Origin of the sequence: Streptomyces sp. NPDC059874 (assembly GCF_042731135.1) — a bacterium.
In the GTDB taxonomy this organism is placed as follows: Bacteria; Actinomycetota; Actinomycetes; order Streptomycetales; family Streptomycetaceae; genus Streptomyces.
In genome coordinates, this window is sequence record NZ_JBHWJY010000029.1 from 39,227 (window position 1) to 59,061 (window position 19,835).

Annotated in this window: 21 protein-coding genes; 15 read left to right on the forward strand and 6 right to left on the reverse strand. The window is 70.9% G+C overall.

Annotated features, from left to right (window positions below):
• The first annotated feature begins 13 nt into the window (after nucleotides 1–13).
• From atpE to ACFV9H_RS18720, 8 genes are all read left to right on the forward strand, one after another.
• The gene (gene atpE / locus ACFV9H_RS18685) at nucleotides 14–238 is read left to right on the forward strand and encodes an ATP synthase F0 subunit C (protein WP_030545783.1); all 225 of its coding nucleotides are present in this window, start codon (nucleotides 14–16) and stop codon (nucleotides 236–238) included.
• 42 nt (nucleotides 239–280) lie between these two features.
• On the forward strand, nucleotides 281–823 hold the full coding sequence (locus tag ACFV9H_RS18690) for a F0F1 ATP synthase subunit B (protein WP_362392985.1): 543 nt from the start codon (nucleotides 281–283) through the stop codon (nucleotides 821–823).
• Entirely contained in the window at nucleotides 820–1,635 is an 816-nt protein-coding gene (locus ACFV9H_RS18695; protein ID WP_385399230.1) for a F0F1 ATP synthase subunit delta, read from the forward strand. Before ACFV9H_RS18690 ends, ACFV9H_RS18695 begins: the two co-directional genes overlap by 4 nt.
• A 129-nt stretch (nucleotides 1,636–1,764) precedes the next feature.
• On the forward strand, nucleotides 1,765–3,360 hold the full coding sequence (gene atpA, locus ACFV9H_RS18700) for a F0F1 ATP synthase subunit alpha (protein WP_385399232.1): 1,596 nt from the start codon (nucleotides 1,765–1,767) through the stop codon (nucleotides 3,358–3,360).
• Nucleotides 3,361–3,380: 20 nt separating this feature from the next.
• A complete protein-coding gene (locus tag ACFV9H_RS18705) occupies nucleotides 3,381–4,298 on the forward strand; it encodes a F0F1 ATP synthase subunit gamma (protein WP_385399234.1) in 918 nt (305 codons plus the stop codon).
• The gene (gene atpD, locus ACFV9H_RS18710; protein WP_054224704.1) at nucleotides 4,298–5,740 is read left to right on the forward strand and encodes a F0F1 ATP synthase subunit beta; all 1,443 of its coding nucleotides are present in this window, start codon (nucleotides 4,298–4,300) and stop codon (nucleotides 5,738–5,740) included. Before ACFV9H_RS18705 ends, atpD begins: the two co-directional genes overlap by 1 nt.
• A 141-nt stretch (nucleotides 5,741–5,881) precedes the next feature.
• A complete protein-coding gene (locus ACFV9H_RS18715) occupies nucleotides 5,882–6,256 on the forward strand; it encodes a F0F1 ATP synthase subunit epsilon (protein WP_329379191.1) in 375 nt (124 codons plus the stop codon).
• A gap of 123 nt (nucleotides 6,257–6,379) precedes the next feature.
• Nucleotides 6,380–6,826 (forward strand): DUF2550 domain-containing protein, encoded by a 447-nt coding sequence (locus ACFV9H_RS18720; RefSeq protein ID WP_385399236.1) that lies wholly within the window; start codon nucleotides 6,380–6,382, stop codon nucleotides 6,824–6,826.
• Nucleotides 6,827–6,920: 94 nt separating this feature from the next.
• Here the strand turns inward: ACFV9H_RS18720 and ACFV9H_RS18725 are convergent, their stop codons facing one another.
• The 3 genes from ACFV9H_RS18725 to ACFV9H_RS18735 all read right to left on the reverse strand — a co-directional run bounded on the left by ACFV9H_RS18725 (nucleotide 6,921) and on the right by ACFV9H_RS18735 (nucleotide 10,770).
• Nucleotides 6,921–8,825 (reverse strand): glycosyl hydrolase family 18 protein, encoded by a 1,905-nt coding sequence (locus ACFV9H_RS18725; protein WP_385399238.1) that lies wholly within the window; start codon nucleotides 8,823–8,825, stop codon nucleotides 6,921–6,923.
• Between the two features lie 125 nt (nucleotides 8,826–8,950).
• Nucleotides 8,951–9,595, reverse strand: coding sequence for a response regulator (locus ACFV9H_RS18730; RefSeq protein ID WP_385399241.1), 645 nt, complete (start codon nucleotides 9,593–9,595; stop codon nucleotides 8,951–8,953).
• Nucleotides 9,592–10,770 carry a sensor histidine kinase gene (locus ACFV9H_RS18735; protein ID WP_385399243.1) on the reverse strand — a complete coding sequence of 393 codons (1,179 nt, stop codon included), beginning with the start codon at nucleotides 10,768–10,770 and terminating at the stop codon, nucleotides 9,592–9,594. Before ACFV9H_RS18735 ends, ACFV9H_RS18730 begins: the two co-directional genes overlap by 4 nt.
• 151 nt (nucleotides 10,771–10,921) lie before the next feature.
• Here ACFV9H_RS18735 and ACFV9H_RS18740 point away from each other — a divergent pair, with 151 nt between their 5' ends.
• Nucleotides 10,922–11,491, forward strand: a complete 570-nt coding sequence (locus ACFV9H_RS18740; protein ID WP_385399245.1) for a hypothetical protein — start codon at nucleotides 10,922–10,924, stop codon at nucleotides 11,489–11,491.
• Here ACFV9H_RS18740 and ACFV9H_RS18745 read toward each other — a convergent pair.
• Complete coding sequence (locus ACFV9H_RS18745; protein ID WP_385399248.1) at nucleotides 11,488–12,060, reverse strand: cob(I)yrinic acid a,c-diamide adenosyltransferase; 573 nt, start codon at nucleotides 12,058–12,060, stop codon at nucleotides 11,488–11,490. The genes ACFV9H_RS18740 and ACFV9H_RS18745 overlap by 4 nt on opposite strands.
• A 166-nt stretch (nucleotides 12,061–12,226) precedes the next feature.
• On the opposite strand from ACFV9H_RS18745, the gene ACFV9H_RS18750 reads away from it, so the two are divergent.
• The 4 genes from ACFV9H_RS18750 to ACFV9H_RS18765 all read left to right on the forward strand — a co-directional run bounded on the left by ACFV9H_RS18750 (nucleotide 12,227) and on the right by ACFV9H_RS18765 (nucleotide 16,865).
• The gene (locus ACFV9H_RS18750; RefSeq protein WP_385399250.1) at nucleotides 12,227–12,382 is read left to right on the forward strand and encodes a hypothetical protein; all 156 of its coding nucleotides are present in this window, start codon (nucleotides 12,227–12,229) and stop codon (nucleotides 12,380–12,382) included.
• Between the two features lie 219 nt (nucleotides 12,383–12,601).
• Nucleotides 12,602–13,450 (forward strand): 3-hydroxyacyl-CoA dehydrogenase family protein, encoded by an 849-nt coding sequence (locus ACFV9H_RS18755; RefSeq protein ID WP_030708166.1) that lies wholly within the window; start codon nucleotides 12,602–12,604, stop codon nucleotides 13,448–13,450.
• Between the two features lie 195 nt (nucleotides 13,451–13,645).
• A complete protein-coding gene (locus ACFV9H_RS18760) occupies nucleotides 13,646–13,969 on the forward strand; it encodes an STAS domain-containing protein (protein WP_385399252.1) in 324 nt (107 codons plus the stop codon).
• 187 nt (nucleotides 13,970–14,156) lie between these two features.
• Complete coding sequence (locus ACFV9H_RS18765) at nucleotides 14,157–16,865, forward strand: ATP-binding protein (protein WP_385399254.1); 2,709 nt, start codon at nucleotides 14,157–14,159, stop codon at nucleotides 16,863–16,865.
• A gap of 22 nt (nucleotides 16,866–16,887) precedes the next feature.
• On the opposite strand, the gene nucS is transcribed toward ACFV9H_RS18765, so the two are convergent.
• Nucleotides 16,888–17,559: an endonuclease NucS gene (gene nucS, locus ACFV9H_RS18770; RefSeq protein ID WP_385399257.1), complete on the reverse strand. Its 672-nt coding sequence runs from the start codon at nucleotides 17,557–17,559 to the stop codon at nucleotides 16,888–16,890.
• Nucleotides 17,560–17,778: 219 nt separating this feature from the next.
• On the opposite strand from nucS, the gene ACFV9H_RS18775 reads away from it, so the two are divergent.
• Nucleotides 17,779–18,171: an SCO5389 family protein gene (locus ACFV9H_RS18775; RefSeq protein ID WP_365165872.1), complete on the forward strand. Its 393-nt coding sequence runs from the start codon at nucleotides 17,779–17,781 to the stop codon at nucleotides 18,169–18,171.
• Nucleotides 18,172–18,244: 73 nt separating this feature from the next.
• Here ACFV9H_RS18775 and ACFV9H_RS18780 read toward each other — a convergent pair whose 3' ends face one another.
• On the reverse strand, nucleotides 18,245–19,276 hold the full coding sequence (locus ACFV9H_RS18780) for an LLM class flavin-dependent oxidoreductase (protein WP_385399260.1): 1,032 nt from the start codon (nucleotides 19,274–19,276) through the stop codon (nucleotides 18,245–18,247).
• A 229-nt stretch (nucleotides 19,277–19,505) separates the two neighbouring features.
• Here ACFV9H_RS18780 and ACFV9H_RS18785 point away from each other — a divergent pair, with 229 nt between their 5' ends.
• On the forward strand, nucleotides 19,506–19,832 hold the full coding sequence (locus tag ACFV9H_RS18785) for an ATP/GTP-binding protein (RefSeq protein WP_385399262.1): 327 nt from the start codon (nucleotides 19,506–19,508) through the stop codon (nucleotides 19,830–19,832).
• Nucleotides 19,833–19,835 lie beyond the last annotated feature (3 nt).

Genomic DNA, 19,835 nt, shown 5'->3' on the forward strand with positions numbered 1-19,835 from the left:
AGGAAGAACTGGCATGTCCCAGACCCTTGCTGCCGTCGAAGGTTCCCTCAGCTCCGTCGGTTACGGTCTCGCGGCGATCGGCCCGGGCGTCGGCGTCGGCATCATCTTCGGTAACGGCACGCAGGCTCTCGCCCGTCAGCCCGAGGCTGCCGGTCTGATCCGCGCCAACCAGATCCTCGGCTTCGCCTTCTGTGAGGCGCTCGCCCTCATCGGTCTGGTCATGCCGTTCGTCTACTAAGACGAACTCCACGACTAGTCCGAATCGACGAAAGGCACTGATGTGAACCTCCTGGTTCTCGCGGCCGAGGAGCCGGGTAACCCCCTCGTCCCGCCGATCCCCGAGCTCGTCATCGGTCTGATCGCCTTCGTCATCGTCTTCGGTTTCCTCGCGAAGAAGCTCCTCCCGAACATCAACAAGGTTCTGGACGAGCGCCACGCGGCGATCGAAGGCGGTATCGAAAAGGCAGAAGCCGCTCAGACCGAGGCCCAGAGCGTCCTGGAGCAGTACAAGGCCCAGCTCGCCGAAGCCCGGCACGAGGCCGCGCGCCTGCGCCAGGAAGCGCTGGAGCAGGGCACTGCGCTCAAGGAAGAACTGCGCGCAGAGGGCCAGCGGCAGCGTGAGGAGATCATCGCTGCCGGCCACGCCCAGATCGCGGCAGACCGCAAGGCCGCCTCTCAGGCGCTGCGTCAGGACGTTGGCAAGCTCGCCACCGACCTGGCCGGAAAGCTCGTCGGCGAGTCCCTCGAGGACCACGCCCGACAGAGCCGTACGATCGACCGCTTCCTCAGCGAGCTTGAGGAGAAGGCCGAGGCGGCCCGATGAACGGAGCGAGCCGCGAGGCGCTGGCCTCCGCGCGTGAGCGTCTCGACGCGCTGACGGACAACACGTCCGTCGACGCGACGAAGCTCGCCGGTGAGCTGGCAGCCGTCACCGCGCTGCTCGACCGTGAGGTCTCGCTGCGTCGGGTCATCACGGACCCGGCGCAGTCCGGTGAGGCCAAGGCCGAGCTGGTGAGCCGACTGCTGTCCGGCCAGGTGGGCGGGGAGACCCTCGACCTGGTGTCCGGCATGGCGCGGTCCCGCTGGTCGCAGTCCCGTGACCTGGTGGACTCGCTGGAGGAACTGGCGGCCACCGCCGACCTCACGGCGGCCCAGCAGTCGGGCGCTCTCGACAACGTCGAGGACGAGGTGTTCCGCTTCGGCCGGATCGTCTCCTCGAACACCGAGCTGCGCGCCGCGCTGACCGACCGGGCGGCCACCGCCTCCGCCAAGGGCGAGCTGCTGCGCAGCCTGCTCGGCGGCAAGGCGAACGCCGTCACCGAGCGCCTGGTGACGCGTCTCGTCACGCACCCGCGTGGACGTAGCCTGGAAGCGGGACTGGAGTCCCTTTCCACGCTCGCCGCCGAGCGCCGCAACCGCATGGTCGCCACTGTGACCAGCGCGGTTCCGCTCAGCGACGTGCAGAAGCAGCGTCTCGGCGCGGTGCTGGCGAAGCTGTACGGCCGCCAGATGCACCTGAACCTCGACGTGGACCCCGCGGTCCTCGGCGGAATCCAGGTGCGCGTCGGTGACGAGGTCATCGACGGCACCATCGCGGAGCGCCTCACCGAGGCGTCCCGTCGCATGGCCGGCTGACCAGCCACCAATAGAACAACGCATTCCTAGCGGCCCGGTTGGGCCGTGCAGAACTTGCAGAAGATTCCTGGGGGTCGCCCCCAGACCCCTAAGAAGCTTCAGGCCCAACAAGGAGAGCAGGGAACCCAGATGGCGGAGCTCACGATCCGGCCGGAGGAGATCCGGGACGCACTGGAGAACTTTGTCCAGTCGTACCAGCCGGACGCGGCCTCGCGCGAGGAGGTCGGAACGGTCAGCGTTGCCGGCGACGGCATCGCGAAGGTGGAGGGCCTGCCCTCCGCCATGGCGAACGAGCTGCTGAAGTTCGAGGACGGCACCCTCGGTCTCGCCCTCAACCTCGAGGAGCGCGAGATCGGTGCGATCGTCCTCGGCGAGTTCAGCGGTATCGAGGAGGGCCAGCCGGTGCAGCGCACCGGTGAGGTTCTCTCCGTAGGTGTCGGCGAGGGCTACCTCGGCCGCGTTGTCGACCCGCTCGGCAACCCGATCGACGGCCTCGGCGAGATCGCGACCGAAGGACGCCGCGCCCTCGAGCTGCAGGCCCCGGGCGTCATGGTCCGTAAGTCGGTGCACGAGCCCATGCAGACCGGCTACAAGGCCGTCGACGCGATGGTGCCGATCGGCCGTGGCCAGCGTCAGCTGATCATTGGTGACCGTCAGACCGGCAAGACCGCTCTGGCCGTCGACACGATCATCAACCAGCGCGACAACTGGCGCTCGGGCGACGTGAACAAGCAGGTCCGCTGCATCTACGTCGCCATCGGCCAGAAGGGCTCGACCATCGCGTCCGTTCGCGGCGCCCTGGAAGAGGCCGGCGCGCTCGAGTACACGACGATCGTCGCCGCCCCGGCGTCCGACCCGGCCGGCTTCAAGTACCTGGCGCCGTACACCGGTTCCGCCATCGGCCAGCACTGGATGTACGCCGGCAAGCACGTCCTGATCATCTTCGACGACCTGTCGAAGCAGGCCGACGCCTACCGCGCCGTGTCGCTGCTGCTGCGCCGCCCGCCGGGCCGTGAGGCCTACCCGGGTGACGTCTTCTACCTGCACTCGCGTCTGCTGGAGCGCTGCGCCAAGCTCTCCGACGAGATGGGTGCCGGTTCGATGACCGGTCTGCCGATCGTCGAGACCAAGGCGAACGACGTGTCGGCGTTCATCCCGACCAACGTCATCTCCATCACCGACGGCCAGTGCTTCCTTGAGTCCGACCTGTTCAACGCGGGCCAGCGCCCGGCGCTGAACGTCGGTATCTCGGTCTCCCGCGTCGGTGGCTCCGCCCAGCACAAGGCCATGAAGCAGGTCTCCGGCCGTCTTCGTGTCGACCTGGCCCAGTACCGCGAGCTGGAGGCGTTCGCCGCCTTCGGTTCCGACCTGGACGCCGCGTCGAAGGCTTCGCTGGAGCGCGGCAAGCGCATGGTCGAGCTGCTGAAGCAGGGCCAGTACCAGCCGATGCCCGTCGAGGAGCAGGTCGTCTCCGTCTGGGCCGGTACCACCGGCAAGATGGACGACGTCCCGGTCAACGACATCCGTCGCTTCGAGTCGGAGCTGCTGGAGCACCTGCGCCGCGAGCGCAAGGACCTCCTGACCTCCATCGCCGACGGCGGCAAGATGTCGGACGACACCCTGGGCTCGATCGCTGACGCCATCGCGGCCTTCAAGCGCCAGTTCGAGACCTCGGACGGCAAGCTCCTGGGCGAGGACGTGCCGGCCGTCAACGTCTCCAAGTGACGACGGAAGGGACCTGACTCATGGGAGCGCAGCTCCGGGTCTACAAGCGTCGCATCCGTGCCATCACGGCGACCAAGAAGATCACCAAGGCGATGGAGATGATCGCCGCCTCGCGCATCGTCAAGGCGCAGCGCAAGGTGGCGGCGTCGATGCCGTACGCGACCGAGCTCACCCGTGCGGTGACCGCGGTGGCGACCGGTTCGAACACCAAGCACGCCCTGACCACCGAGGTCGAGGCGCCGACCCGCGCCGCGATCGTGCTCATCACGAGCGACCGCGGTCTGGCCGGCGGCTACTCCTCGAACGCCATCAAGCAGGCGGACCGGCTCACCGAGCGGCTGCGGGCTGAGGGCAAGGAGGTCGACTCGTACATCGTCGGCCGCAAGGGTGTCGCCTACTACGGGTTCCGTGAGCGCAAGGTCACGGAGTCGTGGACGGGCTTCACCGACAGCCCGACCTACGCCGACGCCAAGCGCGTCGCGGCGCCGCTGATCGAGGCCATCCAGCTGGACACGGCCGAGGGCGGCGTCGACGAGCTGCACATCGTCTTCACGGAATTCGTGTCGATGATGACGCAGAACGCGGTGGACGGCCGGATGCTGCCGCTCAGCCTCGACCAGGCCGCGGAGGAGACCGGTGCGAAGGGCGAGATCCTTCCGCTGTTCGACTTCGAGCCGTCGGCGGAGGACGTCCTCGACGCCCTGCTGCCGCGATACGTCGAAAGCCGTATCTACAACGCACTGCTGCAGTCGGCCGCTTCCGAGCACGCCGCCCGCCGCCGCGCGATGAAGTCGGCCACCGACAACGCCGGGGATCTCATCAAGAGCCTCTCCCGGCTTGCCAACGCGGCCCGCCAGGCCGAAATCACCCAGGAAATCAGCGAGATCGTCGGTGGCGCCAGCGCCATGGCCGACGCGACCGCGGGGAGTGACAAGTAATGACGACCTCTGTTGAGACGGCCGCCGCCACGGGCCGCGTCGCCCGGGTCATCGGCCCGGTCGTCGACGTGGAGTTCCCCGTCGACGCGATGCCCGACATCTACAACGCGCTGAAGGTCCAGGTCGCAGACCCGGCCGAGGACGGCGCGCTCAAGACGCTGACCCTTGAGGTCGCCCAGCACCTGGGTGACGGCCTGGTCCGCACGATCTCGATGCAGCCCACCGACGGTCTGGTCCGCCAGGCCCCGGTGACCGACACGGGCGAGGGCATCACCGTCCCCGTCGGCGACTTCACCAAGGGCAAGGTCTTCAACACCCTGGGTGAGGTGCTCAACTACCCCGAGGCGAACGCCGAGGTCACCGAGCGCTGGCCCATCCACCGCAAGGCCCCGAGCTTCGACGAGCTCGAGTCCAAGACGGAGATGTTCGAGACCGGCGTCAAGGTCATCGACCTTCTCACCCCGTACGTCAAGGGTGGAAAGATCGGTCTGTTCGGTGGTGCCGGTGTCGGCAAGACCGTTCTGATCCAGGAAATGATCTACCGCGTGGCCAACAACCACGATGGTGTGTCGGTCTTCGCGGGCGTCGGTGAGCGTACCCGTGAGGGCAACGACCTCATCGAGGAGATGGGCGACTCCGGCGTCATCGACAAGACGGCGCTTGTGTTCGGCCAGATGGACGAGCCGCCGGGCACGCGTCTTCGTGTCGCGCTTGCCGGTCTGACCATGGCGGAGTACTTCCGCGATGTTCAGAAGCAGGACGTGCTGTTCTTCATCGACAACATCTTCCGGTACACCCAGGCGGGTTCCGAGGTGTCGACCCTGCTCGGCCGTATGCCCTCCGCGGTGGGTTACCAGCCGAACCTGGCCGACGAGATGGGTCTCCTCCAGGAGCGCATCACCTCGACCCGTGGTCACTCGATCACCTCGATGCAGGCGATCTACGTCCCCGCGGACGACCTGACCGACCCGGCGCCGGCGACCACCTTCGCCCACCTCGACGCGACGACGGTTCTTTCCCGTCCGATCTCCGAGAAGGGCATCTACCCGGCCGTGGACCCGCTGGACTCGACGTCCCGCATCCTCGACCCGCGGTACATCGCGGCGGACCACTACGCGGCCGCCATGCGTGTCAAGGGGATCCTGCAGAAGTACAAGGACCTCCAGGACATCATCGCGATCCTCGGTATCGACGAGCTGGGCGAGGAGGACAAGCTCGTTGTCCACCGTGCCCGTCGCGTCGAGCGCTTCCTGTCGCAGAACACCCACGTGGCGAAGCAGTTCACCGGCGTGGACGGTTCGGACGTTCCGCTCGACGAGTCGATCACCGCGTTCAACGCGATCTGCGACGGTGACTACGACCACTTCCCCGAGCAGGCGTTCTTCATGTGCGGTGGCATCGAGGACCTGAAGGCCAACGCCAAGGAGCTGGGCGTCTCCTGATCCGGCGCGCTCCGCGAGGAGCGCATCCGGTTCGCAGGTTTCGACGGAGAGGGGCGGGTGTGTCCCGTCCCTCTCCCCACGCCCATTAGAATTTGACCCAACACCCGGCTGACCCGCCGGGTGGTGACCCGAGGAGCCACCTTGGCTGCTGAGCTGCACGTCGAGCTGGTCGCGGCGGACCGCAATGTCTGGTCCGGCGAGGCCACCCTTGTTGTCGCCCGCACCACGTCCGGCGACATCGGCGTCATGCCCGGTCACCAGCCGCTTCTCGGTGTGCTGGAATCGGGCCCGGTGACCATCCGTACCAGCGAGGGCGGCACCGTCGTCGCCGCGGTGCACGGCGGATTCATCTCGTTCGCGGACAACAAGTTGTCCCTGCTGGCCGAGATCGCCGAGCTCGCGGACGAAATTGACGTCCAGCGCGCGGAGCGGGCACTGGAGCGCGCGAAGTCGGACGCCGATGCGGCATCCGAGCGGCGCGCCGAAGTCCGGCTGCGCGCCGTCGCGGGGCACTGAGCCCCGTACCAAAGTGTGAAACCTCAGCCGCGGTCCGTTCCGGAATTTTCCGGCGCGGGTCGCGGCTGAGGCGATGCAGGTCTGTTTTTCGTCTGTATTCGATGAGCGAGGAGGTCGGTGAAGATGCTCCTCGCTCTGCTTGTGAGCGGCCTGGTCGTAGCCCTGGTGGTGATCGGGCTGTTTGTCTTCGGGCTGCGACGCCGGCTCATCCAGCGCTCCGGCGGGACCTTCGACTGCAGCCTGCGCTGGGGTGTGGCCGAGGAGCCCGACATCTCCGGCAAGGGCTGGGTCTACGGGGTCGCGCGCTACGGCGGTGACCGCATCGAGTGGTTCCGTGTGTTCAGCTACTCGCACCGCCCGCGCCGCGTGCTGGAGCGCGCCTCCATCGAGGTGATCGCCCGCCGTGCGCCCGAGGGCGAGGAAGAGCTGGCCCTGCTGTCCGACGCCGTGGTGCTCGGCTGTCTCCACCGGGGGACCCGCCTGGAGCTGGCGATGAGCGAGGACGCGCTGACCGGGTTCCTGGCATGGCTGGAGGCGGCGCCGCCCGGCCAGAGGGTGAACGTGGCCTGATCGATTTCGAGCGTGGAGAAGCCGGGAAGACGGGGGACGGACCCGTCTTCCCGGCTTCCGTTCTTACCGGAGCCTGGGCTACCGGGACCGGGCTTTACCGCAGACCGGTGTGGATCGCGTTCGCGAGCTCACCGTTCGTGGTGTCGCCGCTGAACTCCCAGAAGAAGGCTCCCTTGAGCCCCTGCTGCTTGGCCCAGGTCATCTTCCCGGCGATGGTGGCGGGGGTGTCGTAGCTCCACCAGTTGCTGCCGCACTTGGCGTAGGCCGTGCCGGCGACGGTGCCGGTGGCCGGGCAGCTGTTCTTGAGCACCTTGTAGTCCTCGATGCCCTGCTCGTAGGTTCCCTGGGCCGGTCCGGTGGCGGTGCCGCCCGGGGCGGCCTGGGTGACGCCGGTCCAGCCTCGGCCGTAGAAGCCGATGCCGAGGTTGAGCTTGGAGCCGGCGATGCCCTTGCCCTTGAGCTTGGTGATGGCCGCCTCGGAGTTGAAGCCGGCGATCGGGATGCCGCTGTACGAGGTGAGCGGGGAGTGCGGGGCCGTCGGGCCCTTGGCGTCCCACGCGCCGAAGAAGTCGTACGTCATCACGTTGTAGAAGTCGACGTACTGGGCGGCACCGGCGTAGTCGGCGAGGTCGAGCTTGCCGCCGTTGGAGCCGTCGGCGGAGATGGCGGCGGTGACCAGGTTGGAGCCGCCGAACTTGGTGCGCAGCGCGGACAGCAGGTTCTTCAGGGAGGCGGCGCCGCTGGTGTCGCAGGACAGACCGCAGGCGTTCGGGTACTCCCAGTCGATGTCGATGCCGTCGAAGACGTCGGCCCAGCGCGGGTCCTCGACCAGGTTGTGGCAGGACTGGGCGAAGGCGGCCGGGTTGGACGCGGCCTGGCCGAAGCCGCCGGACCAGGTCCAGCCGCCGAAGGACCACAGCACCTTGATGTTCGGGTACTGCTTCTTCAGCTTGCGCAGCTGGTTGAAGTTGCCGCGCAGCGGCTGGTCCCAGGTGTCGGCGACGCCGTCGACGCTCTGGTCGGCGGTGTAGGCCTTGTCGTAGTCGGCGTAGGCGTCACCGATGGTGCACTGGCCGTTCTGGACGTTGCCGAAGGCGTAATTGATGTGAGTGATCTTCGCGGCGGAGCCGGAGGTCACCAGGTTCTTCACGTGGTAGTTGCGGCCGTAGACGCCCCACTCGGTGAAGTAACCGAGCTTGACCGGGCCGCCGGGCTGCGGGGGCTCGGTGGTGCCGCCGGCGGTGGTGACCGAGAGGCCGCCGGAGGAGGGGCCGGTCTGGTCGATGGTGTCGCGGGCGGTGACGGTGTAGTTGTACGTGGTGGCCTTGGTCAGGCCGGAGTCCGTGTACGTGGTGCCGGTGACCGTCGCGATCTTGGCGCCGCCGCGGTAGACGTCGTAGTTCTTGATGCCCTTGTCGTCGGTGGCCGCGCCCCAGCCCAGGGTCAGCGAGGTCTCGGTGACTCCGGTGGCGGTGAGGGCGCCCGGCGCGGTGGGGGGAGTGTCGCCGGGCTGGGTGGTGCCGTCGCAGGAGCCGCCGTTGATCTTGCAGCCGCTGGGGGAGCCGCTGCCGGTGCCGTTGAAGCCGAAGCTGGCCGTGCCGCCGGGGGCGAGGGTGCCGTTCCAGCCGACGTTCTTGCCGGTCCAGTGGGTGCCGGAGTTGGTGACGGTGCCGTCCCAGGCGGAGGTGACCGCGGTGCCGGCGGGGAAGTCCCACTCGACGGTCCACGAGGTGATGGTGGTGGTGCCGGTGTTCTTCACCGTCCACTTGCCCTCGAAGCCGGTGCCCCAGTCGGAGACCTTGGTGTACGTCGCGGTCGCGGAGGTGGCCGCCTGGGCCGGGCCGGCGAGGGCGACGAGACCGGTGACGGGCACGGCGAGGGCGGCGATGACGGCCGCGACCCTCATGAAGAAACGGGTGCGCCTGGTGCGGGGTGGGGATGCTGTGCTCAAGGGTGCTCCTCCGTAGGTCCGTCTCCGTCGTGGGGCCGACGTCGACATGGGGGTGGGACCTGCGCCGCCCGTGAGCACGCTTTGTCATGGCACGCTCACCACAGTGTTGCGGCGAGCGTAGAAAGGTCTGGACCAACCGTCAAGAGGTCCAGACCGGTGTCCCTGGAGCCGTGCTAGATCCCCAATTCCTGTGCCAGTACGGCCGCTTGGAGGCGGCTGCGGAGCTCCAGCTTGCCCAGCAGGCGACTGACGTGCGTCTTCGCCGTCGCCTCCGCCATGTCCAGCCGCACGGCGATCTCCGCGTTCGACAGCCCCTCGCCCAGGCAGGACAGCACCTCGCGCTCGCGCCGGGTCAGCGCCTGGACGGCCGGCGGGGCGGCGGGCCTGGCCGGGAGCGCCGGAGCCGCGAACTCGGCGATCAGCCGCCTGGTCACCGCCGGGGCGATCAGGCCCTCCCCGCGCGCGACGGTCCGTACCGCCTCGATCAGCTCCGCCGCGTCCGCGTTCTTCAGGAGGAAGCCCGCGGCGCCCGCCCGCAGCGCCCCGAAGACGTACTCGTCGAGGTCGAAGGTGGTCAGCACGAGGACATCGGCCAGTGCCTCCGCGACCACCTGGCGGGTCGCGGACACCCCGTCGAGCCTCGGCATCTGTACGTCCATGAGGACCAGATCCGGCCGTAGCTCCCGGGCGAGGCGCACCGCCTCCTCCCCGTCGGCGGCCTCGCCCACCACCTCGATGTCGCCCGCGCTGCGCAGGATCAGCACCAGCCCGGCCCGCACCGCGCTCTGGTCCTCCGCCACCACCACCCGGATGGTCATGCCTCCACCGCCTCGACCTCCGCGGGCAACGCCGCCCGCACCCGCCACACCGCGCCGCTCCGGCCGGCCGTGAACTCCCCGCCCAGCAGCTCCGCCCGCTCCCGCATGCCGACCAGCCCCGCCCCGGAACCGGGGGCGCGGGGGCCGGGCCGGTCCCCGTACGGGGAGTCCACGTCCACCGTCAGCGCCGCGTCGGTGCGCGCCACGCGGACCGTGACCGTACCGGGGGAGGCGTGCTTGAGGGCATTGGTCAGCGACTCCTGGACGATCCTGTACGCCGCCAGCTCCACCGGGGCGGGCAGGGGCCTGCCGGGGGGCCGCTCGTCCGCGAGTACGAAGCCCAACCCGCTCGCCGAGCCGTTCGTCCGGGCCTGGTCGAGCAGGGCCCCCAGCCCGTCCAGGGAGGGCACGGCGACCGCCTCCTGCCCCGCCCCCGCGTCGCGCAGCAGCCCGATCAGCCGGCGCATCTCGGCCAGCCCCTGCACGCTGTTCTCCCGGATCACCCCGAGCGCGTCCCGGCTGGTCTCGGCCGTGTCGATGGACAGCGCGGCGGTCGAGTGGATGGCGATGGCCGACAGGTGGTTGGCCACCATGTCGTGCAGCTCCCGGGCCATCCGGGCCCGCTCCGCGGCCACCGCCTGACTGCGGTCCATCTCGGCCAGCAGCGCCGTCTGCTCGGCGCGCAGCCGGGCGGCCACGGCGGCCTCGCGGTGATTGCGCAGGGTGGCTCCGGTCACGGCCGGGGCGAAGCAGACGATGCCGGTCAGCACCCCGATCAGCAGCGCCTGCGGGGTGCGCAGCCAGGCCACGCAGCCGAGCGTGACGACGAGGGTGATCACCCCGGTGGTGACGGGCAGCCGACGGGCCATCGCGGGGTGGCCGTAGACCACGGCCGCGTACATCAGGTCGGTGAACATCAGGACGGTGGCCAGATTTCCCACCGTGAACTGGTCCGCGATCACCGCGAGCGTCCCCACGACCAGAGCCGTCTGCGGGGCGGACCGGCGCAGCATCTCCATCGCGCCCGTCACCGTCATCGGTACCAGGGCGGCCCACGCGGGCAGCAGCTCCCGGACCGTCGTGGTGTAGAGCCCGAGGGACCACAGCAACAGGCCGGCGAGCACGCCGGTCACGGCGAGGAGCACGTCGTGGCGGTGGGGGCGGGGAAGCTTCACGGCACCATCCAACACGGCGCGCTCCGCCGGGACCTCGGCGGAGCAGGTGATATCGCACTACATCGAAGGATGCAGGCGAAGGTCGTCACCGGCGACGACGAAACGCGGCGCGGCCGCCGCCAGGGTGGGAGGGAGAGCAAAGGAGACTCCCGTGATCGTCACGCTGATCATCGCCTGCGAGGTCGGCTTCTGGGTCCTGCTGGCCACCGGCCTGGCCCTGCGCTACCTCGCGAAAATGCCCCGGCTGGGCGCGGCGGTCCTGCTGTGCGAGCCGCTGCTGGAACTGGTCCTGCTGGTCGTGACCACGCTGGACCTGAAGAACGGCGCCGAGCCGGACTGGAAGCACGGCCTCGCCGCCCTGTACCTCGGCTACACCGTCGCCTACGGCCACTACACGGTGAAATGGCTCGACGCCCACGCCGCGCACCGGCTGGCCGGGGGACCGAAGCCGACCGGCGCCGGGTACGGGACGGCCCGGACCGTCCACGAGTGGAAGCTGTGGATCCGTACCGTCGTCGGCGCCGCCGTCGCGCTCGGCCTGCTCCAGGCCGCGATCGCCTACGTGGGCGACGCGGGCGACACCGGCTCGCTCAGGGCATGGCAGTTCGGCGCCCTGCGGGCGGTCGGCATCCACGCCCTGATCGCCGTCACGTACACGATCTGGCCGAAGAAGGCCCCTGCCCGTGCCTCTGCCCCGGCCCCGGCCCCGGACAGCCCTTAACGCTCGCCGCCCGGCACCCACAGGACGTCGCCGACCTCCTTGTTGGCCACCCGGGCCAGGATGAACAGCAGGTCGGAGAGGCGGTTCAGGTAGGTGGCGGTCAGCGGGTTCATCACCTCGCCGTGCACCTCCAGGGCCGCCCAGGTGGAGCGCTCGGCGCGCCGGACCACCGTGCACGCCTGGTGCAGCAGGGCCGCGCCGGGGGTGCCGCCGGGGAGGATGAAGCTGCGCAGCTTCTCCACCTGCTCCAGGAAGTGGTCGCAGTCCGCCTCCAGCTTGTCGACGTAGAACTGCTCCACGCGCAGCGGCGGGTACTCCGGGTTCTCGACCACCGGGGTGCACAGGTCCGCGCCGACGTCGAACAGGTCGTTCTGCACGCGGACCAGGACCTTCACGACCTCCGGCGACAGAGCGCCGAGCGCGATCGCCGTCCCGATGGCCGCGTTGGCCTCGTTGGCGTCGGCGTACGCGGAGATCCGCAGATCGGTCTTGGCCGTGCGGCTCATGTCGCCGAGGGCGGTCGTGCCCTTGTCGCCGGTACGGGTGTAGATGCGCGTGAGGTTCACCATGCGGCCAGGGTAGTGCGGGCGAGCCGAGCGCCGCCGAGCACGACGGCCGGGTCTGGGACTACGCGAAGGACCCGTTGCGTGCCGAGCTCCCGCCGGGCCGGATGAACCACCACGATGTGGGCTGGATCGGACTCCGACCGAACATCGCCCGCCGGGAGGCCCGGGGTTGGCCGGGCGCGGACGCCGGCACCCGGGCGGACGCCCGTACCCGACCGGCCGCGCGGCCATGGCCTTCGAACTCGGCCACTTCCAGGTCGCGGAGCGGGAACTGCGGCGGCTGCGTGAGCCGGAGGACCGGTACGACGACTCCGACGCCCGGTGAACTGGGGAGCTGTGCACGGCTGCTGGGCCGGACCGGTGTGATGTCCGTCATTTGAGACGTGACGCGTGTTACTTCACGGTCACTCCGCGCCGCCCGGGCGCTAGTCTCCGCCGGAGTGGCTAAGAGGCCGGGTCCTGTCGAGGCCGGGGTCGGTCAATGCCGGCCCGCTCACGCGGGGTCCTGTCAACGCTGGGTCGAATCAAAAACTTGGGGTGTGCAGTGGCTGGGAAGCTCGCCGTCATCGGTGCCGGGCTCATGGGTTCCGGAATCGCTCAGGTCTCCGCTCAGGCGGGTTGGGACGTCGTGCTGCGCGACGTCACCGACGCGGCGCTGACCCGGGGCACGGACGGGATCAAGGCCTCGTACGACAAGTTCGTCTCCAAGGGCAAGCTCACGGCCGAGGACGCCGAGGCGGCGCTCGCGCGGATCACGACGACCACCGACCTCGACGCCGTCGCCGACGTCGACATCGTCGTCGAGGCCGCCTTCGAGAAGATCGAGATCAAGCACGAGATCTTCCGTGCCCTCGACAAGATCGTCCGTGAGGACGCGATCCTCGCCTCCAACACCTCCGCCATCCCGATCACCAAGATCGCGGCCGTGACGGAGCGTCCGGAGCGGGTCGTCGGCGCGCACTTCTTCTCGCCCGTCCCGATGATGCAGCTCTGCGAGCTCGTCCGCGGCTACAAGACGAGCGACGAAACCCTCGCCACCACCCGGGCGTTCGCCGAGTCCGTCGGCAAGACCTGCATCGTCGTCAACCGCGACGTCGCCGGCTTCGTGACGACCCGTCTGATCTCCGCCCTGGTCGTCGAGGCCGCGAAGCTCTACGAATCGGGCGTGGCCTCCGCCGAGGACATCGACATCGCGTGCAAGCTGGGCTTCGGGCACGCGATGGGCCCGCTGGCCACCGCGGACCTCACCGGCGTCGACATCCTGCTCCACGCCACCAGCAACATCTACACCGAGTCGCAGGACGAGAAGTTCGCGCCGCCGGAGCTGATGCGCCGGATGGTGGACGCCGGCGACATCGGCCGCAAGAGCGGACAGGGCTTCTACAAGCACTGAGCCGGCGGCGGGTCGGGCCCGGCCCGACCCGGCCACCGAGCACCACCGTTCGAATCCCATCACCCCACGGAGTGAATTAGGTATCGGTTCGCTCACGGTCGGCAACTTCACTGCCCCCGAGGCAGTCAGTTGCAGTGAGAGTTGCCGACCACGGACCAGTCGGAACACACGTACGCGGCACTGCCAGGAGCACACATGCACATCAGGGGCGACCACGCCGAACTCGCTGTCGGGGGCCGCCTCGACGTGCGCAGCGCGGCGGACGCCCGTACGGCCCTCCACAATGCCCTCGACGACGGACACGGCGACCTCGTGCTCGACCTCACCGGGCTCGACTCGTGGGACGCGACCGGACTCGGCGTGATCATGGGCGCGCACCGGCGGGCCGGCCGGACCGGTCGGCGCCTCGTCCTGCGCGGGGTACCGCCGCAGATGCAGCGGCTGCTGGTGGCGACCCGGCTGCACCGGATCCTCGCGATCGAGGGCGGCCTGGAAGCCGAGTCCCTTCCCCGGGTGTAGCCGGCCGGCGCCCGCACATTTCCTGCGGAAACGTAACGGTCCGGTGGTGATGGCCACCCTGCGGTTCCCCGCACGACCGGCCACCGTCTAGGGTTCGGGCGGAAACCGGACCAGTAGCGAGAGCGGCGTGTGCGAAGGCCGGGCGTAACGACGGCGACGGCGCGCAGCGCGATCGGGGGACTTGGTCATGGACCTTACTCAGGGGCAGACCGATCCGGGGGAGCGGTCCGAGGGGTCCGGGCGGTCCGCCCGGACATCGGCGTCCGCTCCGGTCGCCCGGATGGTCACGCTGACCGCGGGCGAGTTCACCCTCGCCGTCAATCCCGTCGACGGCAGCGAGATCGAGCCCCTGCGCCCCGGCACCGAGGCCGGCCGTCCCGCCAAGCGCGACGCGGCCGCCCGCGCCGCCCGGGACGCCGCCGGGCGTCCGCCCGTACTGCCCGGACCGCCCATACCCGCCCGGCCCCTCTTCGAGCGCGAGGAGGAGCGCGACCGGCTCGTCCGGCTGCTCGGCCGCGGCCGCTCCGTACGGCTGACCGGACCCTCCGGATCCGGCCGCACCGCACTCCTCGACGCGGTCGCCGCCCGCTGCGCCGACCTCGCGCCCGACGGCGTCGTACGGCTCTCCGGCCACGGGCACCAGCAGGCCGGCGAACTGCTCCAGGCGCTGTACGCGGCCGTGTACGAGGCCCCGCGCGAGCGGCCCGACAGGATCACGCTCCTCGCCCGCGTCCGGGACATCGGCGCCATCGTCCTCCTCGACGACCTGGACATGGGCGGGAACGCCCTCGACGAACTGCTCCGCGCCACCCCCGAGTGCGCCTACCTGCTGGCCGCGACCCCCGAGACGCGCGCCCCCTCCGAGGACTCGCACCTCGAAGAGGTCTTCCTCGCCGGCCTCGGCAAGGCCGACTGCCTGGCCCTGCTGGAGGCGGGCGTCGGACGACCGCTGACCGACCAGGAGGCCGCCTGGGCGGACGACCTGCGGTTCGCCTCCGAGGGGCTGCCGCTGCGCTTCGTCCAGGCCGGCGCGATGCTGCGGCAGCGGGACGAGCTCAACCACACCGACGAGGACGACGACGAGGAGGAGCCGGGCGTCTTCGAGGAGCGCTCGCGCGACGCCGCGCACGTGCCCCTGCCCACGCTCGCCGAGGGCGCGGCCCCGGCCGAGCTGCTGGCCTCGCGGGTCAGCGAGTCGGCGCGCGCGGCCCTGCGGATCGCGTGCGCACTGGGCGGCGAGATGCCGCACCACACGCACCTGCCGGCGCTGGTGGGGGACACCCACGCGGACTCGGCGGTGGCGGAACTGCTGGCCTGCGGCCTGCTGACCCCGGTCGGCGCCCGCTACCGGCTCGCCGTGGGCGTCGCACGCCAGCTGGAGGAGGTCGGGTACGGGGACACCGCCGCCGAGGAGGCCCGTACGGCCGCCCGGCACTACGCCTGGTGGACCGGGCACGCCTCGGTGACCCCGGAGCGGGTCGCGGCGGAGGCGGAGGCGGTACTCGCCGCGCTGGCCGGCGCGGACGTGGTGGCGGCGGTGCTGCTCGCGCGCACGGCGGCCCCGGCGTTCGCGGCCTCGCTGCACTGGGAGGCGTGGGAGCGGGTGCTGCGCGCGGGCGCGGAGGCCGCGCGCAAGGCGGGGGAGGTCGCCGAGCAGGCGTACTTCCACCACGAACTCGGCGTGCTCGCGCTGTGCGAGGAGCGGCTGGACCGGGCGCGGGCCGAGCTGGAGACCTCGATCGGGCTGCGCGGCGCGCTGGCCGACAAGCGGGGCACCGTGGCGGGGCGGCGGGCGCTGGCGCTGGTCGTCGACCGCGAGGTGGCGGGGGCGACGTCGTCGCCGCCGCTGCGGCTCGAGGCCCCGACGGGTACGGCGGCCACGGGCCCGGCGGCCAAGGGCAGCGGCCCCGCGGGCCGGACGGCGCCCGGCGGCCCGGCTGCCCTGGCGGGCCCGGGCGGTACGACGGGCCCCGGCGCGGCGGTCGCCCTGCGGGGGAAGGGTGCGGGTGGCGCTGCTGGTGTGGCCGGTGCCGGTGGTGCCGGCGCGGCTGATGTGGCCGGGGTGCCCGGCTCCGGCGGCCCCGGGGGCGCGGCCGGTCCCGGCGGTGCGGTTGCGCTGCGCGGGCCCGGCGCGGCCGGCGCGGGTGGCCTCGGTGGCGCGGCCGGTGCGGGCGGCGCGGCCCGCCCGGCGGGTCCCGGTGGCCTTGGCGATGCGGCCCGTCCCGGTGCTGCGGGGGCGGGGGGCTCGAAGGGGCTCGGTGGCCCCGGTGCTGCGGGGGCGGCGGCTACCGCGCCGTTGCCCGTGCCCGTTTCGCCGGAGGCGGTGACGCGGGTGACGCCCGTGGTACCGGTGCTGCGGCGCGGGGAGACGCCCACGACGTTGTCGGCGGTGTTCGAGGACGCGTTCCCGCCGGCGCCGAAGCCGGCAGACCCCGAACCGGCGCCCGCCGCGCCGTCGGTCGTGGGCCACGGCCGGCGCCGTACGGTGCTGTTGGCAGCGGCCGGTGCGCTGACGGCGGTGGCACTGGGCACGGTGGTGAGCCTGGCGATGACGTCCGAGGACGCGCCGCCCGCCCAGGGTCCCGCAGTGTCCACGAGTCCGTCGCGGGTGGCTCCGTCCACGGCGCCGGGCTCGACCGCGCCCGCCGCGGAGCCGCCGGTGGCGCCCCCGACCGCGGAATCCTCCGCACCCGGGGAGACCACTGCCCAGACGCCCGGCAAGACCCCCTCGCGGCGGCCGTCCTCGACCCCGCCGAAGTCCCAGCCGTCGTCCTCCGGCTCGCAGTCGCCCTCGTCCCCGAGCCCGACGCCCACGCAGCCGAGTACGTCCCCGACTCCGTCCGCGTCTCCCTCGGCCTCGGCGCCGGAGACGGTCCCACCGCCCACCACCCCGTAGGGGCCGGGGCGCGCGGGCTCCGTCAGAACAGGCGGAGCTTGTCGTCCTCGATGCCGCGCAGGGCGTTGTAGTCCAGGACCACGCAGTCCATGCCGCGGTCCGTCGCCAGGACCTTCGCCTGCGGCTTGATCTCCTGCGCCGCGAAGACACCCCGCACCGGGGCCAGGTGCGGGTCGCGGTTCAGCAGCTCCAGGTAGCGGGTCAGCTGCTCGACGCCGTCGATCTCGCCGCGCCGCTTGATCTCCACGGCCACGGTCCCGCCGGAGGCGTCCCGGCACAGGATGTCCACCGGGCCGATCGCCGTCATGTACTCGCGCCGGATCAGGGTGTAGCCCTCGCCCAGCGTTTCGATGCGGTCCGCGAGGAGCTCCTGGAGGTGGGCCTCCACACCGTCCTTGATCAGGCCGGGGTCGATGCCGAGCTCGTGGGAGGAGTCGTGGAGGACTTCCTCCATGGTGATGATGAGCTTCTCGCCCGCCTTGTTGACGACGGTCCAGACGCCGGCCTCGTCACCGCTCCCTTCCTTGAGGGTGCACGGCGGCGACATCCAGTTGAGCGGTTTGTACGCCCGGTCGTCCGCGTGGATCGAGACACTGCCGTCAGCCTTCACGAGGATCAGACGGGGTGCCGAGGGCAGATGGGCGGTGAGCCGGCCCGCGTAGTCGACGGAGCAGCGGGCAATGACGAGACGCATGGTCGGCAACGCTACTCGACGAGAAGGCCTCCACGCGATTCGCCCCTGAAAGCCCCCTTCGCCGATGGCGCGTTGTATGCGCATTCTCCTGGTGCGTCACCCATGGGGCGCCTACCGTGGTGAGCGGGAGGTTGCGGAGCGTGCACGCTGCGTCGCGGCCTCCTTCCCTGCCCGTAAGACCCCGGCAACCCAATCGCCGGGGTCGCGAGAGGAGAACCCATGTCGCTCGACGTCTCACCGGCCCTACTCGAACAGGCCGAGCGAGGCGAGGTCGACGAAGCCGCTTTCGTCGACTGCGTCCGGACCTCCCTGCCCTACGCATGGGAGATGATCAGCTCGCTGGTGGCCCAGCTCAAAGTGGACGGCGGAGAATTCGCCGACAACCAGACGCCGCCGCCGGACGAGCAGGCGCGCGGGCAGCTGCTGCGCGCCCTCGCGAGTGACGCGATACGAGGTGCGCTGCAGCGGCACTTCGGAGTGCGCCTGGCATTCCAGAACTGCCACCGGGTAGCGGTGTTCCCGCTTGATTCCTCGGTGGACGACCGGCTGGCCAAGTTCACTTCGATCCGCGGTCAGCTGCTCAACCAGTCGCCGGAACTGCGTGACTGCTAGCTCGTACCGCTCGCACTGACAGTCCCGTTCGTACTGTTCGTACCGTTCGCACCACCAGTACCTCCGGCGGATCTCAGCCGAGACGGGGCAGGACCTCGACGCCGAGGCGTCGTACGTTCTCCTCCGTCGCGGCGAGATCCCCGGAGCCCTCCGTCAGGAGGGCGAAGCGCGTGATGCCGGTCCGGGCGGACGTGGCCGCCAGACGGTCCGCCGCCAGGGCCGGGGTGCCCACCGGGTGCAGGTCACACAGGAGTTCCGTGTACGCGACGGGATCCCGCATCGAGCGGATCCGGCCGTCCACCGTCACATGCGCGTCCAGGCCCTGCTTCAGCCAGCCCGGCATCGCCTTCAGCAACGTCTCGCGGGCGTCGGCCGTGCTGTCCGCCAGCTGGCACACCCCCGCCGACACGTGGCCCGCGCCCGCCACCGAGGCCCGCGAATGGCCCGCCGCGAGTGCGGTGCGCCGCCACAGGGCGACCATCTCCGCCTTGTCCTCGTCCCCACAGTGCATGCCGAGCAGCATCGGCAGTCCCCGCTGCGCGGCGAGCCGGACCGAGGCCGGCGAGGTGCAGGCCACGATGACCTCCGGGCCCGTCCCGTCCCCGTCCAGGGCTTCCGAGGGCCGCGGTACGACGGCCACCTCACGGAACCGGTGCCGTTCGCCGGCCGCCGCCACGCGGGGCTCGGCCAGCCAGCGCCGCAGCAGGTCCAGGTCTTCCGGGAAGCCGTTCTCGTACGAGTCCAGGCCTCCGCCGAAGACCTCCAGGTCCACCCACGGCCCGCCGCGGCCCACCCCGAGGGTGAAGCGGCCGCCCGAGGTCAGGTGCAGCAGGGCCGCCTGCTCGCCGAGGGCCACCGGGTGCGCGTTCGGCAGCACGCTCACCGCCGTGCCCACCCGCAGCCGCCGGGTCCGGCCCAGCAGCAGCGCCGCCAGGGTCACGGCCGAGGGGCAGACCCCGTACGGGACGAAATGGTGCTCGGCGAGCCAGACCGCGTCGAGCCCGGCCTCCTCGGCCACCTCGGCGGTCCGCACCGCCCGGTGCAGTGCCTCGCCCTGTCCCTGGCCCGGGAACTGGGCAGCCAGTACAAACGCTCCTACGCGCATCGCCTTTAGCCTCCTCGCGGCTGACGCGGCCTCCCCCAGGCGGACCGGTTCTTCCTATGGCAACAACGTCTGACACGTGCCAAAGGCACGGGCTGACAGGAAAGTTATTGGGATTGTCGGGCCATCCCCCGTCGTACAGCCGCCTTCCACCACCACCCTGCGGGTACCCGGAGTGGCTGCGCGTAGTCTGGGAGAAAGTCACTGCCGTCCGCCCATCCGTGAGGTATACGTGTCACCGCGCCACAACCGCCCCCGAGGCGGCGAGACTCCGGACGAACGTCCCGCAACCGGCCTCGACCGCTACGGGCTGGAGCGCACCGAGGAGTACCAGGGCGAGGACTGGAAGGTGCGGCACGTCGCGGGCGCGAGCGCGGCGGGCAAGCGCTACCGCTGCCCGGGCTGTGACCAGGAGATCCCCTCCGGCACCCCGCACCTGGTGGCCTGGCCGGAGTACGGCGGCGTGGACGACCGGCGCCACTGGCACAAGGCCTGCTGGAACGCGAAGGACCGCCGCACCTCGAAGGTGCAGCGGTCCCGCAACGCGCCCCGCTACTAGGCA